Annotated in this window: 13 protein-coding genes and 1 other RNA gene; 8 read left to right on the top strand and 6 right to left on the bottom strand. The window is 65.2% G+C overall.

All coding sequences use genetic code 11. From position 1 onward, the window contains the following. The first annotated feature begins 156 nt into the window (after positions 1-156). Both ACGFYV_RS24060 and rnpB read left to right on the top strand, forming a co-directional pair. Entirely contained in the window at positions 157-2,115 is a 1,959-nt protein-coding gene (locus ACGFYV_RS24060) for a zinc-ribbon domain-containing protein (protein ID WP_393880499.1), read from the top strand. Between the two features lie 52 nt (positions 2,116-2,167). Then, positions 2,168-2,572, top strand: an RNA gene (gene rnpB / locus ACGFYV_RS24055) — RNase P RNA component class A. 169 nt (positions 2,573-2,741) lie between these two features. Here rnpB and ACGFYV_RS24050 read toward each other — a convergent pair. Together ACGFYV_RS24050 and ACGFYV_RS24045 are read right to left on the bottom strand one after the other, a co-directional pair. Next, complete coding sequence (locus tag ACGFYV_RS24050; RefSeq protein WP_393880498.1) at positions 2,742-4,526, bottom strand: hypothetical protein; 1,785 nt, start codon at positions 4,524-4,526, stop codon at positions 2,742-2,744. A gap of 273 nt (positions 4,527-4,799) precedes the next feature. After that, entirely contained in the window at positions 4,800-8,834 is a 4,035-nt protein-coding gene (locus ACGFYV_RS24045; RefSeq protein WP_393880497.1) for a helix-turn-helix domain-containing protein, read from the bottom strand. Positions 8,835-9,005: 171 nt separating this feature from the next. Here ACGFYV_RS24045 and ACGFYV_RS24040 point away from each other — a divergent pair, with 171 nt between their 5' ends. Together ACGFYV_RS24040 and ACGFYV_RS24035 are read left to right on the top strand one after the other, a co-directional pair. Next, entirely contained in the window at positions 9,006-9,623 is a 618-nt protein-coding gene (locus ACGFYV_RS24040; protein ID WP_351709617.1) for an NYN domain-containing protein, read from the top strand. 400 nt (positions 9,624-10,023) lie between these two features. Next, positions 10,024-10,662 (top strand): restriction endonuclease, encoded by a 639-nt coding sequence (locus ACGFYV_RS24035; RefSeq protein WP_393880496.1) that lies wholly within the window; start codon positions 10,024-10,026, stop codon positions 10,660-10,662. A gap of 25 nt (positions 10,663-10,687) precedes the next feature. On the opposite strand, the gene ACGFYV_RS24030 is transcribed toward ACGFYV_RS24035, so the two are convergent. Both ACGFYV_RS24030 and ACGFYV_RS24025 read right to left on the bottom strand, forming a co-directional pair. After that, positions 10,688-11,074: a hypothetical protein gene (locus ACGFYV_RS24030; protein WP_393880495.1), complete on the bottom strand. Its 387-nt coding sequence runs from the start codon at positions 11,072-11,074 to the stop codon at positions 10,688-10,690. Then, positions 11,059-11,187 carry a hypothetical protein gene (locus ACGFYV_RS24025; protein WP_393880494.1) on the bottom strand — a complete coding sequence of 43 codons (129 nt, stop codon included), beginning with the start codon at positions 11,185-11,187 and terminating at the stop codon, positions 11,059-11,061. The genes ACGFYV_RS24030 and ACGFYV_RS24025 overlap by 16 nt, the downstream gene beginning before the upstream one ends. A 195-nt stretch (positions 11,188-11,382) precedes the next feature. Here ACGFYV_RS24025 and ACGFYV_RS24020 point away from each other — a divergent pair, with 195 nt between their 5' ends. Genes ACGFYV_RS24020 through ACGFYV_RS24005 form a run of 4 tightly spaced genes read left to right on the top strand, consistent with a single transcriptional unit; the run spans position 11,383 to position 16,353 of the window. After that, positions 11,383-12,159 carry a class I SAM-dependent methyltransferase gene (locus ACGFYV_RS24020; RefSeq protein ID WP_393880493.1) on the top strand — a complete coding sequence of 259 codons (777 nt, stop codon included), beginning with the start codon at positions 11,383-11,385 and terminating at the stop codon, positions 12,157-12,159. Further along, the gene (locus tag ACGFYV_RS24015) at positions 12,156-14,810 is read left to right on the top strand and encodes an SUMF1/EgtB/PvdO family nonheme iron enzyme (RefSeq protein ID WP_393880492.1); all 2,655 of its coding nucleotides are present in this window, start codon (positions 12,156-12,158) and stop codon (positions 14,808-14,810) included. Before ACGFYV_RS24020 ends, ACGFYV_RS24015 begins: the two co-directional genes overlap by 4 nt. Continuing rightward, positions 14,807-15,073 (top strand): hypothetical protein, encoded by a 267-nt coding sequence (locus ACGFYV_RS24010; protein ID WP_393880491.1) that lies wholly within the window; start codon positions 14,807-14,809, stop codon positions 15,071-15,073. Before ACGFYV_RS24015 ends, ACGFYV_RS24010 begins: the two co-directional genes overlap by 4 nt. Next, entirely contained in the window at positions 15,070-16,353 is a 1,284-nt protein-coding gene (locus ACGFYV_RS24005; protein ID WP_393880490.1) for a hypothetical protein, read from the top strand. The genes ACGFYV_RS24010 and ACGFYV_RS24005 overlap by 4 nt, the downstream gene beginning before the upstream one ends. A gap of 78 nt (positions 16,354-16,431) precedes the next feature. On the opposite strand, the gene ACGFYV_RS24000 is transcribed toward ACGFYV_RS24005, so the two are convergent. Further along, complete coding sequence (locus tag ACGFYV_RS24000) at positions 16,432-16,983, bottom strand: hypothetical protein (RefSeq protein WP_393880489.1); 552 nt, start codon at positions 16,981-16,983, stop codon at positions 16,432-16,434. Between the two features lie 35 nt (positions 16,984-17,018). Further along, the gene (locus ACGFYV_RS23995; protein ID WP_393880488.1) at positions 17,019-17,984 is read right to left on the bottom strand and encodes a hypothetical protein; all 966 of its coding nucleotides are present in this window, start codon (positions 17,982-17,984) and stop codon (positions 17,019-17,021) included. Between the last annotated feature and the right edge of the window lie 184 nt (positions 17,985-18,168).

Raw genomic sequence — 18,168 nt, 5'->3', positions numbered from 1 at the left:
CAGTTGCACTCGTGTCACACAAGACGGTCTACAGGATCGAAGATCACCGCGAGCGGGAAGCCCGCAGATTGATCACGACCCGATACGCGCCCTAGGCCGTCGCCCCTCGACATCGGGAGCGGTGGGCGCGAGGACCGGTTAAGAATTCTCCGTCAGATGCGGTCCGTCTGGGACGACTTCAACGGGGTACGCCGTGAGCAGATCAAGAAGGAACTCGCAGTGGCCCGGGCCCGGCAGGCCGAAGTCACCGCTTACTGGAATCGGCACAAGGCCACAGTCGTGGGCCGGTGGAACAGCCGTTCCAGTGCACGTGGTGAAGCCACCGTCGCGGACATCCCTGAGGTTGCGGCGCAGTGGCACCAATACAACCTAGTCCGCCCGGACGACGTCTCGGCGACAGCTCAGAGACGCGGCCAGGCCAGCCCTTACCTGTGGCAATGCCCCCTTGGCTTTGCTCATGAGCCGTGGCCGGCCTGGCCCAAGGACCGCATCCAGAAGGGCGGCGGGTGTCCCGAGTGCCGTCGATTGACCCGGCTCATGGACCTTCCGACGCTGGCTGCTCAGTACGGTGGACAGATACCAGCGAGCGTCATCACTCACGCATCACACGAGAGGGTGCCGTGGATCTGCCGGACATGGACGGTCGATCCAAGTGCCGGAGTGTGGCAGCCGGTTGAGCACCGTTTCGAAGCGGTGGTCAAAGAGCGGGCTCTTCAGGGGAACGGCTGTCTGGTCTGCGCAGGGTACGTGATCGACGACACGAACTCGCTGTTCACCTGGTTCCCGGAAATCGCGGACGAGTTGGATGCACCGGACCTCGACCCGCGTCGGCTGCCTACGAGCCAGCACAACATTCCTCGGAAGCAGGCTGCCGAGGTGGAGAGCCGCGGGGTGTACGTCACTTTGCCTTGGAAATGCCGTCACGGCCACAGCTGGAAGGCCACACTCCTCAACCGTGTCCAGGGCACCGGCTGCGGTGACTGCTCGACTTCCGGGATATCGAAAGAGCAGGTACGGCTGGTCGCTGAACTCGCGGGACTCATCGACCTTGTACCGCCGGAGAGCCGGGATCCCAGGCTGTCGGATGGTGTGCCCGACTTCGCCTCCCACCGTCTCACCGTCCCGCCGGGGCACAAGCCGGCCCACTGGCGCTACAAGGACGTCGAGGTCGACGCGGTCTTCCATCTGCCTCATGGTGTCCGCGTCGGCCTTGAGTACGACGGAGCGTTCCATCACTCGGTAAGGCTGCGGGACCGCCGCCAGTACGAAAACGAAAAGAGTCAGGTGCTGGTTGAAGCAGGGCTTCTGGACCTGCTCGTTCACGTGAGAATCGGTGATCTGCCAGAGATGGAGGCTCCCCACGCTCTGGTCGTGACGGTGCCCGAACGAGCCACGGTGTACCAGCAGGCGAGCGCGGTGGCCTCGGCCCTCTGCGCACGCTTCCCAGAGGCTGCGCCGAGCCTCTCCGCATACCTCAACAGCGGCAGGGCCCAGCATCAGGCCGCTGCTGATGCCTACATCACCGCGATCTGGGGCGAACTGCGGCCCCCGCGCCGAAAGCCGAAGAAAGCAGCTTCACCGACGCCACGCCGCCTCTCACCAACGGCTCCACACGCAGACAGCCTGCTGTCACCCGTTTCCGAGCCCTACCGGCATCCGGGAAGTCCGAATGACATCCTCCGTGACTACCGGTGCGACTGCGGCAATCCCGAGGTCTTCACCGCTGTCCAGTCCCAGGTCACTTCCGGAAACACCCGTAGTTGCGGATGTCTGGTCACACAGGCCAGGCAGCGTCCGCGACCAGCAGTTTCCAAAGCTGAGACGCACGCCGTCCGAGCCTGGGCTCAGCAGCGGCGGATAGCCATCGGCGGCAGCGGACGGGTCCCGGACCGGGTCACGGCTTCCTTCCGGCTCGACCAAGCCGGGCGCGACGACCTGCTCGGCCCGGACGGGCTGCTCGACGAGGCACGCGTTCGCGAGTGGGCAGTGTCTGCAGGGCGCCAGCTGGGCGTGAGGGGCAGGCTGACCGGAGAGCTCTGGCTCGACTACTCCACGAAGGAGCTTGCGGCTGGGCCGCAGATCACGGAGACGCCGGATCCGCTAGTTGGTCGCTGATCGAAGGAACAAGGAGCCGCGCCTGGTCGGCTACCATGGCCGATACGGCAGACGAGCCGGGCGGACGGCCGCGTGGAGCCCCCCTGAGGGGCTCCCCGAGGAACGTCCGGACTCCACAGGGCAGGGTGGTGGCTAACGGCCACCCGGGGTGACCCGCGGGACAGTGCCACAGAAAACAAACCGCCCAGCACTTCGGTGCCGGGTAAGGGTGAAACGGTGGTGTAAGAGACCACCAGTGCCCAGGGTGACCTGGGCAGCTAGGTAAACCCCACCCGGAGCAAGGTCAAAAGGAGCGCCGTAAAAAGTGCTCTGCGCGGACGTTTGAGGGCTGCCCGCCCGAGTCCGCGGGTAGACCGCACGAGGCCAGCGGCAACGTTGGCCCTAGATGGATGGCCGTCTCCCCGGCCGCCGCGAGGCGACCGGGTGACAAAATCCGGCGTACAGCCCGACTCGTCTGCCACGTATTTTCGCAGCTCAGAGGCGATACTTACCGAATAAGCAAACCCTCGGGGTCGAATCCGGCCTGTAGGTATCGCAGTTTCTGTCTGCTGCCCGTGCGGCATATCCGGGAATTCTGGGTGTCAATTTCGGTCGCACCTCGCTAGAAAAAGCCAAGATGAAAGCCGTCAGTCAACCGCAGTCAGGACAAACGACTTGTAACGCCAATTCTGTGCTGTCACAAAAGCATCCACGACCGCCTGGACCATAGGAGGGACAGGGGCCTTAGAGGCCAACTTGTTTGCGTCAATCTTCTGTTCGAGCACTGGCCACAAAACTTCCGCGAGCTTGGTCTTGCTTACCTTGTACGACCACTTCTCGGCAGCTCCTTTGCGGGTATCGTCTCTACGCCCGCCCTCCCATACTTGCTTAATGTCTTCGTTGCGGCCGCGCCGGTAGGCGAGTGCACTGATCAGTTCGTCTCTAGTCCAGCCGTTGCAGGTGTTGTGCACCTGCGAAATTCCGTCGGCGAGTTCTTCGTCACTGAAGTGTGCAAACTCGTAGCAGGACTCATCCCAGGTTCGGATCTCGATAAGTTCATTCAGCTCAGTTTCGCTTGTCCCTGCGCCTTGTACGGCCAAGCCACTCCTGATCTCTTCTAGCATGAGCTCTCGGGTTCGATCAATTCTCGTTGCCGAATAGTCGTTCTCGGGATCGGCAACGACCATGAACCTCGTGGGCGGTCTGGTCACCTGCCAGTATTTTCCCCCTGGGGCTTTCTGCGTGACCAAGGGTGTTGCCGCAAGTCCAGCAATCTTCGCCAGATCTTTGCTAGTGCCTCCGAGCTTCAAGAGACGCACCAGTTCCGGCGATTCCGGATAACCTAGCTTGCGCCAGATAAGTGGCACGTGAAGAGCTTCGCTTTCACCTTCAACCGCAAAGATTACTCGCGGATGGGGCGAGAGGCCCAAGTGCATCAAGTCTTGGTCGAGCGTCTCGTTCTTGGCGCTCAGTCTTTCGTGGAGCGGATGCCAGGCATATTCTGGGATCACGGGCAATGGCTGTGCGTGGCCGTGCTCGGCCAGGTCTTCATAGAAGCGCAGCAAGATCTCCGCGGTCTCGCGCAAATCCATTGCTGATCGAGCGGCACCCTTGAGATCCTTCCACTTGTTGCGCGGGGCGCGCCGCAAGAGTTGACTCCACCTCCCGCCCATCGGATCGATGGAATGAGCCAACAGCAGCAACTCCTCGGCATCCTTGCGCACTTGCTCGACTGGATACGTGAGGTGCTCGCTCATCACCCTAGGATCAAAGTCACGTCGGTAGCGATCGTAGGCTTCGAAGTCCGCATTCACCAGGTGTACCCACTCTGGGTCAAGGACTGGGAGGTATCGGGCTTCGAGAGCTGTCGCCATGAGCGCAACCCGGTGATACCAGCTGGCCCAGTACTTCAGGAAAGAGTTGGGTTCCGGAAGACGCGGATAGCTTTCACGATTTCGATGTGAGTAACGGAACTTCGCGAGCAGTGGGTCAATCTTCGGTAGAACGGCGAGCTGATGTTGAGAGTAGATCAGTCCATTCCACCAGTGAGGCTGATTGAGCTTTGGGGGTGTGAAGTGCAGCCTTGGTAGGAACGGCTCGGTTTTCAAGTCAAGCAGTCGGCCGCGTTCACGGGCTGTTCGCAGTTCGTAGAGAAGAGTTCCCGCGCGCTGCGGCTCAGGCTCTTCCATGAACCGAGGCTCGATTTTCCGACGGGATGTGACTGCCACTATTGGAATCAGAAGCCCTTGCCGGTACAACTCGCGCAACTTGCGCTCATCCAGGTTGACGCCGCGATCCTTTGCTTGCCTGATGAAATCTTTCGAATCAAGCGGATTATGTTGAGTGAATACCCACGGCAGGGAAACAACCTCAAGCGCCGAAACGTGTCGCGCTGCATCGCCGATTCGGCCGTCCTCTGTGCTTGAATCCATAATGGATTATTATACCGCGCTTCCGGTGAGGAGCATCCGACTGCCTGCGTTTACGAACACGTGCGGGCGCTATCCTGGTATGCCTAGTTCTCTCAGGCCTGGGACACTTACGTTCATCCACCTCTGGCGGTGGAGGCGATTACCGTCAGGCGTTCGGCATTGCATTTTTAGGTCTTGCTGACCTCGCTTGGATTGCATGCGGATCTTGCGTGCAAGCTTCCGTGAGCGATTTATCCCCTCTGTTCCTCATGTAGGGGCTGGCTGACGGAGCGGTTAGTGGTCGCTGAGGTCGTCGGCGATCGCGCGGTCGATGTTGTGCTGCGCACTGTCCACGAGTGCCTTGTAGAAGAGGTCGACGGCAGAACCTCGTGGCAGGCTGGCACGGATGCGTTGGGCGCGCTCGCGGATGTCGAGGTCTTCCGGGTAGGGCTGGCCCGGTGTGCCGGACCGGAAGCCGGAGACGACTGCGGCGTGCAGGTTTCCTGCGGTACGGCGGAAGAGATCTTCCGACAGCCGGGATGCTGTCTTTAGCAGTACGGTCACGTAGGCGACGTGTTCCCAGACGATGTACTTGGGCAACTTGTTCAGAAGTGGGGCAGCGGCGTGCGCCAGATCCCTATCCCCTTCCTGGTAAGGCTCGAGGAGGAGGCTGAGGGCCAGATCGTCGGCCGGGCCGGCGACAGTCCAGAATAGCTCCGGTGCGTGCAGTTCACGGCGCCATGGGTTTTCGCGGGGTTGCGCCAGCCAGTTCAGCACCGATCGCATCAGGTCAAGCCGTGCAGGACTGCCAGAGAAGGGGAGCGGAACACTCCACTGATAGGGCAGGGGGTCGAAGTGCTTCTTTGCGGGGTCCTGCTCCCAGCGCTCGATCCGTCCGAATAGGAGCCCGACTGTTGCTTCCGGGTCGGCCTCGGCGAGATGAGCCACGAACTGCTGCACCGTGTGATCATTCAGTGTGGGAAGAGCGGTCAACTGGGACAGGAAGAAGCTGCGCTGGCTGTCCGTGAGTTGGTCCCAGGACAGGAGGCGATCCATCGTGAAGGCCCACCAGAGGCGATAAGGCGCTGCCCCCGTCTCACCGAAGGGCACAGAGGTGAGCAATTCCAGAGCCGTGTCCTTCGAGGTGGGCAGCATCGACACGGCCATACCGAGGACTCCCGCGCGCACTGTGGGGTCGGAATGGTCGGCCAGGGCGCGCGCGAGTGCGAGTGCACCGGCCTCCCGCACCGATGGTTCTGGGATGTATTGCTGGAGAGCCTCGGTGACGGCCCGGACTCCGACAGTCCTCCCGTCGGCAACGAGCCCACGGCATGTCGCCATAGTGCGGGGCACGTCCTGTTCGAATGATGCGTGCAGCACCGAGGGCAGCATGACACGGGCAGCTCCCTCCTCCGCGCGGGCGAGCCGGTCGAGAAGAGCCGGGACAAGGTCAGGGAATCCCTGCAGCGCTTCCTTGACTACCACGTGGGCTCCCTCTGAGTGACTGGCCAGCACCCGGTGGCCCGCTTCGATCAGAGATACGAGTAGGTCAGCTGCCTGGCTGGCAGGTTGCCTCCGCAACTCACCGACCGTCTGGTGGCGCAGTGCCGCCCAGTGAGTTTGAACGTCTTCCAGGGATTCAGTGTCTTCAGAGCCAGGCACCAGAGATTCGTCGTAGGGACCTGTGTGAAGCAGGAGTGCCAGACGGTGTTCGGTGTTGTCCGGCAATGCGTCGACCACTGCCTGCGCCGCCTCCCGCGTCGGAGCGGAACCGTGCTTGACGGCCCAGCTCAGCGAGCGCCGGGTCGCGAGCGACACCAAAGGACTCGGCTGCGTCGCGGCGACCCTGGTGGCCAGTTCACGGAGCAACTCGATGTTGTACGGCTCGAATTCCTCGCGCTGATCGCGAAAGACTTCTTCCAAAGATGCGGCGGCAACGGCTGCCCGCCGCTCATTTTCGGACATGTACTGGTCGAGGAGGGTTGCCGCCGCACGCTGCCTGACCGGTGCGACCACCTCCACTCGGACCGGATACCGGCTGAGTGTGAGAGTCCAGCCTTCCATCCTTCGCCCCTCCGCCGTGCTGGAGAACAACGGATCGAGCAGCGCGAGGGGCATACGGTTCGCGGGGTTCGGTGCGGCCTCGTCCATCCAGTCCGACACCGCGTCGAGCAGGATCTCCTGATACTCCACCGGCTTGCCCGGGCCGTACGAGGCCAGGTCGAGGAGAACGCGCAGGGGGGCGTCGGGGTTCTGGTTGAGCGGCCGTTCGTCGTCCCGGCCCAAGGACCACAAGAGGTCGTACACGCCGCGCAGCTGGTCCAGGTCGACGGCCACTGCCTCCAGTACACGCGGTACTTCGCGCAAGACATCGGCCTGGCTGTATTTGCCGGGCATCCAATCGATGCTGCTCGGCCGGTCGTCCTGGTCCGTCGGGTTGTCCAGAGCCCATCCTGTCAAGGCGAGAACGCGCTGAGGCTGGAAGGGAGCGATTCGCAACAGGAGACGCAGAAGCGCCGTGCGGGTGTACGCACCGCCTCGTTTGAACTCGTCATCCAAGACGGCCCACAAGGGATCGAGTACACCCCCACGGTGGGAGCCCATACCGTTCCACTGCCAGTCGACACGGCCGGTGTTGAGGAGGGCGTTCGCCAACGCGTCACCGTCGGCGGATTCACGGAGCTCCCTGAGGTACTCATTGGGAGAGCCATCGTCCAGATTCAGGGCCGCCTCGGCGAGAAGGACATCGCCGAGCAGGTCGGGGGAAATCCGGATCGAGGCGCCGCGCCGCACGACGATGCCTGTGCCCTCCAGGTGCAGGAGCCGAGGGCTGATCCTGGAGAACGGCATCTGCAAGATGCCCGACAGCGCGTTCTGGAATTGCGGCACGTCCGTCGCCACGGGCTGCAGGGCTGCCAGAGCATGCAGTAGCGCACGGTCGTCTTGAGGCTGCTGCGACTGTGAGAGAGCGGACTGTACGAACACGTCCAGGAGCAGCCGGCGCACGTCGGTACTGCTTTGCAAGGCATGGATGTCCAGCTTCCCTCGCCGTAGGGCACTCGCGGCATTCACGAGCAACAACGGCGAGTCGGCGGCCACGTGCGCCACGACGCGAGCGGCGTGTTCCTGTCCCTCCCCGAGGATCTCGGAGGCGAGCACGAGTGCCTCGTCACTGCCCAGCGCCGACAGCTCCCATCGCGGAATCTCGCTTTCATCCACTTTCGCAGCGCGAAGAGCCTGCTGGACCACATGCCTGCCGTATGGTCGGGTCGCGATCACCAAGCGGGCGCCGGGCCTCGCGCGGAGTACTCCGGTCACCACCAGGGCGAGATCGTGCGCTCGCTCGTGCGCGTCCTCGATCAGCACGAGCAGTCGATCGCTCATCGGGAGATGGTCGAACTCCTCCGGAGTGAACGGGCCGGGCTGCAGAACGCGGATGCTCCCTCCATGGCCGGCAGCGTATTCACGTGCCAGCTGGCACAGCAGACGGCTCTTGCCTTGTCCCGCGACACCGGTCAGGACGCCGATCCGCGAGCCCTCGCTGCTGGCAGCGAACGCGGTCATGGCCTCCAGAAGGTTGGTCCGGCCGACGAGCTGGAACTCGTGTGAGTAGACCGGGCTGGGCAGGGAGCTCGGGAACGCCTCGTCCGCGGTTTGCCAGACGCTGGAGTTTCGTACCCCCAAGAACTCCTCTCGTATGTCCGGAAAGAAGCGGTCAATCAGGGTCAGTGCCTGGTCACGGGGGAGCTTGCTGACCTCACGGGAGAGGACACGGGAGTCCCAGATCGCCCACTCCTCCAGCTCGTCGCAGGCTTTCACTACGGCAGCGGTCGCGTGGGTGGAAAGGAAGAGGACGCAGCGGTCGACCCGGGCTTGAGGACGGTCCAGCTCTGCCACGGCCTTCGTGAACGAGGCGGGCTGGAACTTCTCGTACTTCTTGCACTGGATGCCGATGCGTTCCCCACCGGCCGTGACGACGCGGATGTCGATGCCGTGCTGTTTGTCTCCGTTGACCCCGTACCGCAGGACCTCCCGGGCGTCGGGATACACCCGCGAGGCGAGAGCGTCGCAGAAGGCCTCGAACTGGTAGGCGTCGAGGCGGTTGAAGGGCAGCTCCTCCAGAAGTGGACGGCGCGGAGGGGTGGCGGCACCGTCGATGCCGAGCGTCGCGCGCAGAAGCTGGAGTCGCTCTCCTCTTGGTGCGGTCTGTCCACGTTCCCAGCGGCTCACAGTCTGCTGCCCGATGCCGAGCCGACGGGCCAGTTCTGCCTGGTCCCAACCTCGTGCCTCGCGTGCGGCTCGGATCTCGCCAGCCGAAATGTCACCCATGAAGGAATCATACGCAGTCTCTGCGTATGATTCTTCTGCTACTGTGGGTGGCGCAACAAAAACGGCCCCTTGCGGGGCCGTCAACCCGAATGCTTGCGCTCTCGGGGGGGTATAGCTACATGTTAGCACAAGCCCTCTCCAGCGTGGCATGGCTGACGCGAGGGAGCGCGCATGGGGAGGACGGCTGTCCTTGTCGACGGCTTCAACCTGTACCACGGTATGAAGAAGCAGCGCGGGCGTCGCCATCTGTGGCTGGACCACGTTGCGCTGGCCTCGCGTCTGCGGCGACGGGACCAGATTGTCGACGTCCGCTACTTCACCGCTCCCGTGCTGGACGATGCCGCGGCGGCCGGTCGCCAGCAGACCTATCTGGAAGCGCTCAAGGCCCACAACCCCGGAGTGCTGACCGTCGTGGAGGGCCGATACCAGCGCAAGCGCATGCACTGCCATGCCTGTGGTACGTACTGGATCAGCTACGAGGAGAAGGAGACGGACGTCAACATCGCCGTCGCCCTTATGGAGATCGCGGCATTGCCGACGGTCGACACGGTGCTCGTCGTCAGCGCGGACAGTGACCTGTGCCCGGCTGTTCGGTCGGCTCGCAGGGTGAATCCGCAGTTGACCATTGTCCCGGCCTTTCCGCCGCACCGGCGCTCAGGCGAGCTGAGGGCGCTACTGCCGTCCGCCTTCACGATCAGCGAGACGAAGCTGCGACAGTCCCAGCTGCCTCCCGTCGTAACAGACTCTGTCACGGGGGCCAAGTACTTGCGCCCTGCCTATTGGCAGTAGGGCACCCAGGGCGGCGTCGGGAAGGGAACCGGGTTGGGCCGGACAACTCTCGTCGGCTGGGTCGGCGAACCAGTCCTATGTCCCACAGGGGCCGGCCCGTCTCGTCGACACCCGCTCCGGCTTCGGTGTCACGGGACCCGTCCCGGCATACGGCAGTATCAGCTTCTCCCCGCTCTACGAGTAGCGTGCTGACAGCCACGCTGCTGCATCAGCGCATGGTCGCATCGGCCGCTCGATCCGGCTGAGCGGAATCGGTCGTGGCTGACTTGCGCTCTTCCGGGCTTGTCCTGCGTTGCCGAGACTCTCGCTTCAGGAAGGTTCGGGGGAGGGTGCGATGGCTGTTCGACGTGGATGGAAGCCGGCTCGTCGTAGCGGGCGGGCCACAGGAGCAAAGCCGATCGTGCTCGGCGGAGGCGGCCTGCTCATCGTGCTGATGGTGTTCTGGTCGGAGGTGTGGCCGTACGTCGTTGGGAGTGTGGTCCTCGGCGGTGTCGGAGCCGTGGGCTGGTGGCTGTGGCGCACCGACCGGAGGGTACGTGCCTGGGACCGCCGTTGGCGCCAAGACGAAGCGGTGAAGGCCGGTCAGCGGACCCTGGCCGAGGTGGATGCGATGACGGGTACTGAATTCGAGGAGCTGGTCGCCGACTTGTGCCGTAGGGACGGGTGTATGGAGGTCCGGCGGGTGGGCGGTTCGCACGACAACGGTGCCGACGTCGTCGGTCGTCTGCCGGATGGTCGGACGTTCGTGATCCAGTGCAAGCGGTACGCGCCCAGCAGCACCATCGCCAGCCGTGAGCTACGTGATCTGCTGGGTGCCAAGGTCCATGTCCAAGCCGACGTGGCGGTGTTTGTGACGACCACCAGGTTCAGCCGTCCTTCCGAGAGGTTTGCCGTGGAGCACGGCATTCTCGCTGTGCACCGCGATCACCTCGGCTTGTGGAACAACGGAGCGTCGCTTCCGGCGCTGAGCCGTGTGAACGGTCGCGGCCAGGGGGACTCCCGTCACCGGGCGCGTTGGAAGCAGGCCTACGGGAAGTGACCGGCGTCCAAGAGCCGTTCACCGGTCAGCGGGTGCTCGTGTCGTACAGTCGCCACGCCGGATACCGCAGGGCGTGAGCGCTCTCTTCGCTGCAGTCCACGAGCTGACGACGATGGAACATCAGGCGCAGGTGGCGAGCTTCGTCAGCGCTTTCGTCCAGCCCGCGGTCGAGCAGCACGGCCTGTGGACGGGCAGCATCCTGGGTTCGTACCAGGACGTCGACGGGGTGGCCGTGGACGCTCTCGCCGAGTGCTGCTGTTGTTCCCGGCTGTATGGACATGACCTGGTAGAGGCGCTGCAGCAGGTCGTCTGCCGCATGCTCTTCGATGCGAGGCCCGGGCGTGGTGGCGGCGTTCAGGAGTTCGGTGGCGACACCGCCCCACTTGCGCCACAGGTTCATGTCGCCGACCACGATGAGGTGCTGCGGGCGCGGGTGATGGCGACGTTCCAGAGGTTGAGCTGGCGGTGGACCCAGCCGATCGCGCTGTCGTGCATTCCTTCACCAGCGACGAGGGAGAAGACCATGACGTCGCGCTCACCTCCGGGATTGCGACGACCATCGCCATCACGTCCCCAGTTTGCCGTTTACGACTACGCGTGCGCCCCCGACCGGTCTGCCGGCTCCAACAGCCGTCGAATTACACACTGTTGTCGCCCAAGCACCCGCGATAACCTACCTGTTCAATACAACCGGCGACACACGAGGACACGAGGGGGATCGTGGAGCGGCGCGACGTGCGAGGACACTATGAGGAGCTGGCGGCCGAGTACGACGAGCACTGGATCTACGGCCCTGATTATGTTCCCTGGATGTCCGGCCGGATTGCCGCTGCCCTGCGGCTCGATCCCCTGGACCGGATTGCCGACATCGGCTCCGGCACGGGCCTGTTCGCCAAGGAAGTGGCCAAGCAGCTCCGGCCTCGCCATCCCGTTCTGTGCGTCGATCCCTCCGAGGCGATGCTCCGGCAGCTCGGCACGCTGGCCCTGGCGGATCTGACGCCGATCGTTGCTTCCGCCGAGGACATCGCCGAAGGACGCACCCGTCTGCCGTACGAGCAGCTCGATGCGATGTGGCTGAAAGAGTCGGTGCACCACGTGGCCGATCCGGCGCGCACGCTTCGCGGCCTGGCCGATCGGCTGGCGCCCGGAGGACGTGTGCTGGTGGTGATGCTGCCGGCCAGCATTCGGTACCCCCTGTTCGAGGCTGCCCTCGCGCGTTTCGAGGAGTTGCAGCCGGACCCGGCCCTCATCGAAGGCCATCTGCGGGCGGCCGGGCTGGAAGCCAGTCTCAGCTACGTCGAGCATGAGCTGCGCATCGACCGGGACAAGTACTTCGGCATGGTGCGCGCTCGTTACATGTCCCTGCTCTCCACCTTCAGCGACAGCGAGATCGAGAAGGGCATCGACGAGATGCGAGCCGCTCATCCGGAGCCCGTCCTGGTGTTTCCCGACCGGTTCGCGTTCGTCCTCGGTCGACGGCGTGGGGAGTCGGCGTGAATACCGTGGTCGACGAACGGCTGAGGCGCCTGCGGAGTGAACTCGACGACCACTCGCGGATCGCCGATCGACTGGGCCTCGATCTGGAGCGGCCGTTACGGTCGCTCAACGACGGCTATCCCGAGAACGCGGTCGCCCTGATCGGGAAACTGACCGAGAAGCTCCTCAAGGAGTTGTGGCGCCACCACGGCGTCGAGGGCGACCCTGCGACGAAGGCCCTGAACGACCTGGTCAAGCGATGCCGCCCGTACATTCGCAGCAGCACGGTGCTGGATGCCCTCGACGACATCCGACGGCTGCGCAACCGGTCCACACACGACGGATACGACATCAGCGACGAGGACGGGCTGCTCGCGGTCCGCAGGCTCGTGGACGTCCTGGTCTGGTTCACCGACACCGGGAGTGCGGCCCTTCTCGGCGGTGAGCCCGACATGGCGCCCGAGGTCGCGCGCCGCTGCGAGTTCCTCGCCGGGCTGTACGTCACCCTCGGCTACCGGCAGGCCAAGCGGTTCGTCCTCAGTCCGGACACGGTATACCAGCTGTTCTGCCGCGAGTCGGGGATGCGGCTTGAGTACGTGGAGCTGATGCTCTCCCGCGACGCCGACGACCTGAGTACCGTCCTCGCCTCCAGCGGCGGGGAGCTGCTGCGCACCCGGCTGCCCAAGCTCACCCGGTTCGTCGTTTTGGACGACGACGGTGGCGCGCAGCCCGGCGCCCTCCATCAGATGCTGGGGTTGGACTTCCGGATCGTGCGGTACGACGGCTTCGTCGACACGATCGTCAATCTCGACACCCACCTCGCCGTTCTCGCCTCCGTCGGCAACCCGGCGGAGCCACGGGCCGCTATCGCCGCGGCGGCGCTGACCATCGACCCGCGCACCGGCGAGTCGACTATGGAGCAGTCGGGCGACGCAGCACAGCTCGTGACCCGCCTGGCGTACGGCAGTGCGAACGTCCTGGTCACCGGCCGTCCGGGAAGTGGCAAGAGCACGCTCCTGCGCTCGCTGGCCGCCGACCCTGATATCCGTCGCTTCCGCTTCTACTTCGACCTCGGCCTCAAACCGAAGGACGAACCGTTCTCCGAGTACGCCGCCCGCCTCCTCGCGCCGGCCATGACGACGGACCGCTCGCGCGCCTACGAACTCTTCCTCTACCTGATCCGGTCCGGGACCGCGCTGTGCGTGCTCGATGCCGTCGACGAGGGCGTCGAGGAACCGAGCGCCGCCGGTTTCCTGCGCCTGTTCACCGATCTCGCGGCCGTCCTGTCCGCCGAATCGGCGGTGGTCATGAGTTCGCGGGTGTCCTTCCTTGCGGATTCACCCCAGGTACGTCAGCTGCTGGACAGCGGCGCGGGCCGCTCCGAGCAATTGGTTGAGCAGATGTACGCCAACGGCCTCGACCCGTCCCGCGTACCGCACTTCCACGTCGTCCGCCTGGCCGAACCCGAGGCAACCCCTCTCGAGAAGCACCTCACCGCGGCTCTGAACCTTCCGGCGGGCAGACCGCTCGCGGACATCCTCGGCATTCACATCACGCGGACGCTGGCCGAGGCCGGGCGGCCCGATCTGGAGCAGCGGCTGCCCGCCACGTTCGGGCATGCTTTCCTCACCGACCGCACCGTGTTCTCCCTCCTCGACATCCACCGGCAGTTGGGGGCCGACGCCTTCGAGGACGGACGCCTCGATCTCGACGCCTGTGTCCTTGCACCACTGCTGAGGCCCGCCGGACCCGATCACGTCGCCTTCGTGCACACGGCGTACCAAGAACTTCTCGCCGCCAGATACCTGACCGAGCCGACGAACCGGGACCTGGCAGCCGACCTTCTCCCCGGTGCCTACCTCACCGAACAGGTGCGCGCATTCCTCGCCGGAACGCCCGCCACCCAGGAGACCGACGACGGCGTGCTGCCCGCCGGGGCATATCTGGTTGGGCCGGCCGAACGGCTGCTGATTCGCCACGTCGAGAGCCCCGTACGCTTCGACCGCCATGCCGTGACGGTCGCACGCTACCGCCGCTTCCTCGACGCCCTCGACGCGGACGGCACCTCGCAATGGGACCACCCCGACCAGCCGGCCGACATCACACACCGCCCCTGGACCGATCGGCTGAGGCGGCCCGACTACTACGAAAATCCGCGCTACGGCACCCACCCCGCCATCTGCGTCAGCTGGTGGAGCGCCTACGCCTTCGCCGCGTTCGAGGGCAAGCGCCTGCCGACCTCCCTCGAGTGGGAGGCCGCAGCACGTGGCACCGACGGGCGCCTCTTCCCCTGGGGCGACACCCCCGACGGCACCCGCGTCAACTGCGCCGACACATGGGTCGGTCGGCCCGTCGTGACGTATCAGGCGTGGTACCGGGACTTCGCAGGTGACGCCGTTCGACGGGCCGGAGCGACACCCGCCGACGAACGAGAGGGCAACCGCTCCCCGTTCGGCGTCCTCGACATGGTGGGCAACTGCTGGGAATGGACATCCACCGGCCTGAACGACCCCGGCGAGGCCGTCATCTGCGGCGGCAGCTACGACAACCCGATGCGTGCCGTGCAGACCAGCAGCAAGGGCATCTACCGCAAGCGTGGCGGAAGCAACGCGGTCGGCTTCCGCTGCGTGCAGGACATCGACACGTCCGGGGCAGGAGGGACGACGGCATGAGCGCGGGCGGTCAGCGTCACGGAACCATCGTGGACAGGCGTCCCAGCGGCGGAGGGCTCAGCGGCGCGCTCGGCTCCTACGTCGTCCGGGACGACGAGGACGATCGGTACTACGGCTTCGACTACCGGCAGATCGTGACCGAAGGGTTCCGGACCATCCGCACGGGCGAACGCGTCCGTTTCCACGTCAGTACCGAGAGCCCCGACCGGGCGGAGTTCGTCATCCGCCTCGACCAGCCCGACCCGGCCGAGTACTACCGGTGACCACCGACGAGGCCTCGCTGCTCGAGGATGTGACGGGTGCGCGCCAGGAGCTGACCGTCGTCCTGCCCGTGCGGCTGCTTCGCGTTCCCAGCTGGCCCGAGGGCCCCTTCCCGTTCGAGCTGGGCAATCGTCGCGCCAACGCGCAGACCCGCTCCACCTACTTCGCCCCGGCCTCCGCCCGTGCCCTCTACGGGGCATCCGGGCGGCCGCGTCGCTGGCACCTGCCGTTGGACGTCAAGCAGGACGGCCTGCACCTGCTGGGCGTGGAACTTCTCCGCGCGGCCACCGCTCGCAACCCGGAACACGCCCTCGCCGTCCTGCACTTGAGCGTGGAAAGACCGCTGCTGCCAATACTGCGGGCCCTGGCCGGGCGGCGATCGAGTTTGGTCGACGAACCCCTCACCGGGCCGTTGGACCCGGCCGGGCTCCTGGCCGGCATCGCCGACGTCCGAGATCCCGACGCACCGTTCGCCATCGCCCGGCCTTACACGATCGCCTTCATGACCCCAACATCGCAGCAGTCCCCCGCGCTGCGCACCGGCCCGGAAGGGACACTGCCGGCCACCGCGGACCGCTGGCTGTGGCAACTGGCCTCACGCTCCACACCCGAGGACTTTCCCCTGCCTCCGGAGACCGCCGGCGAACAACTCAAGGACGCCGTAAGGATCTCGGCGGACTGGAGCGCCCTGGTGCTGCGACAAGGGGCCGCCTTCCTGGGCCACCGAACCGACACCGGAGCGGGCGACTTCTTCGAATTCGGCGCGCTGCACTCCCGTACCGTCTATCTCGACGCCCTGCTCCTCGGCTCGCTCCAGCGCGACCACATCGACGAACTCACCGACGATCTCTCCGAGGTGTTCAACTCCTCACGGCTGGCACACCGCGTCGCCACGCTGGAGAGGAACATCGCCGTCTTCCGCAGCACCTACTGGCGTCAGCACCTCACCGCACACGGCGCGGCCAACGATCTGCTGCGCGCCTTCCAGAACCAGCACCGGCTACCCGCACGTTTCGACGAAATCCTCGACGAAGCGGCCGACTACAGCAGACTCGTACAGACCCAGGAAAGCCAGCAGATCAGCGGGGCCCTGGGCGTCCTCACCATTCTCGGCCTGCCTCTCGGGACGGCCCTCAGTATCCTGCAAGTTCTCGACGACCACGCTGTGACGCACCTGCTCATCGCGCTCACTCTGTCGGTCGCCGCCACAGCCGGAGCTCTCACCACGCGGTACGGGCGCCTGGTCGTGTCATCCCTACGGGGTGGGGAGGGCAAGGATTAGGGCGCGACACTGTGATCGGCTGCTTCAGTGGTAGCTCGCCTGAGGGGCTGGATCGAAGGTGGTGCCTCTCGTCTTGCCCTACGATCCAGGCCGTCTCACCGGCGTCGAGGGCGGTGCCGTCGGCGTGTCAGCGAGGTCCACGTCCGCGGCCGTGATGACACGGCCGAACAGCCACACCAGTCGTATCGCGCGCACCGCCCCCAGAAGAAGTGCGGCCTCCGCCAGCCAGTGCACACCGCCGGGGTCTTTCTCTGTGGTGTCGAGAATCGCAGCCAGCAGACAGAGCCCCGAGACGACCAGCGTCGCACCGAGGATGCCGACCCAGTTGCGCCGGAACTGGGCTCCTTGCCTGGGATGGGTACGCAATGTCTGCATGCGCACGCCGGTGGAGGAGGCGTACTGGGCGATGGCCGCGGTGATGAAACTGCCGACGAGGGCGGCGACTGTGGCGATCCCGGTGTAGACAGTGATCCGTTGTTCGCGTCCCGGCCACGCGAGTACATCCCCACCACCGGTGATCAACACGGCGCCCAGATGCGCCCCGGTGATCACCAGGACGATCAGCCAGTCCAGACCTGGCCGCCCCAGCCAACGGGTCCACAGCCGGCGCAGCAGAGTGTCCTCATACACGACGTCCCCCAGCCTCCCCTGAACTGCTGCTCAGGTTAGCCGCCGGGTCTGACAGCGTCCTCCAGCTCCTGCCTATGATCGGCAGCGGCGTCGAAGACGGCGTTGACCGCGAAGCCCAGGTCCACCGAGCGTCCGTCGGTGAAACCGATGGGTACGTCGCACTGGGCCGTGATGCGGTGGGCCAGGAAATCGAGCGGCTCGTACTGGAGAGACTGCCGGTGAGGGTCGCGGATCGCGACCCGACCGTTGACGTCACGTACCACTCCGGACTCGTCGACCCACTCGTCGAGGTCGGGGATGAACTCCAGGACGTCACGTCGGAGCTCGGTGAGGGCGCGGTTTCTGCGGATCCGGCTTAGCCGGCCGCCGCGCCTGGGCACCTTCATCGTGAGAGTGATGTCGGTGTCGGGATGACGCCTGCCGACCCGCTGGAGGGAGTCCCCGACCTCGCTGCTCGCCCGCAGCGCGCTGATGGTGTCAGCCGGGGCGCCTTCCAGCCTGACGGTGAACTCCGAGACCGCCTCGATACGGTTTAGCTTCTCGCGTGCCCGCGCGTGGATGACCGGCTTGAGCACAACCTCGCCACACGGCAGGCCGACACCGTTCAGCCACTTCGTGATGGCGCTGACGCGGGGTGCAGAGAAGCCACCGTGCAGGGTGCCGATGATGTTGCCGAATTCCAGAAAGCAGATCGTCGTTACATGCACGACGTCCTTGCCGACGGCGACCTGCAGTGCCTCGATGGTGCCGTTGCTGTGGTCCAGCTGGTGGGGCACCTCGCCGGTGATCTTGGCGAGCTGGAGATGATCGGTGTGGTTGGCCGGATCTACGACTCCGACCAGTCTGTCGTCCCCGCTCTGCACTACACGTTCGTGTGGCTGCGCGATTGCTATCCTGTCCAGGAACGACCGCCACGGCTGGGGTTCCATGCGCGGCTGACCGTTCTTCGCCTCGACGATCTCGAAGAAGAACACCGTGCGTTTCCGCACCGTCCCAGCCATGTCCGCCCCCTGCCGTTCCGCTCATCGTCTTTGTGATCGTAACTGTGCGTTCCTGTGAGCCGCTGCACATGCTCTGGGCAATGGCTTGATCCGACAGTGTCACGCGCCATACCGTCGCAGGCCCCATCTTTCCGATGTTCGCCCCGACCGCTGCACCGTCGCGCTCCGCCTGGCAGGATTGCCG

The sequence above is a fragment of the Streptomyces sp. NPDC048297 genome (genome assembly GCF_043201585.1).
Classification (GTDB): domain Bacteria; phylum Actinomycetota; class Actinomycetes; order Streptomycetales; family Streptomycetaceae; genus Streptomyces.
The sequence above is the reverse complement of the archived record's forward strand: the minus strand, read 5'-3'. Positions and strand labels throughout refer to the sequence as shown.

What these genes read in the sequence shown, in the direction of transcription:
- ACGFYV_RS24025 (WP_393880494.1), bottom strand. Translation starts at nt 11,187, where the DNA reads ATGGTCTTCTCCCTCGTCGCTGGTGAAGGAATGCACGACAGCGCGATC.
- ACGFYV_RS24045 (WP_393880497.1), bottom strand. Translation starts at nt 8,834, where the DNA reads ATGGGTGACATTTCGGCTGGCGAGATCCGAGCCGCACGCGAGGCACGA.
- ACGFYV_RS24040 (WP_351709617.1), top strand. Translation starts at nt 9,006, where the DNA reads ATGGGGAGGACGGCTGTCCTTGTCGACGGCTTCAACCTGTACCACGGT.
- ACGFYV_RS23995 (WP_393880488.1), bottom strand. Translation starts at nt 17,984, where the DNA reads ATGGCTGGGACGGTGCGGAAACGCACGGTGTTCTTCTTCGAGATCGTC.
- ACGFYV_RS24050 (WP_393880498.1), bottom strand. Translation starts at nt 4,526, where the DNA reads ATGGATTCAAGCACAGAGGACGGCCGAATCGGCGATGCAGCGCGACAC.
- ACGFYV_RS24010 (WP_393880491.1), top strand. Translation starts at nt 14,807, where the DNA reads ATGAGCGCGGGCGGTCAGCGTCACGGAACCATCGTGGACAGGCGTCCC.
- ACGFYV_RS24060 (WP_393880499.1), top strand. Translation starts at nt 157, where the DNA reads ATGCGGTCCGTCTGGGACGACTTCAACGGGGTACGCCGTGAGCAGATC.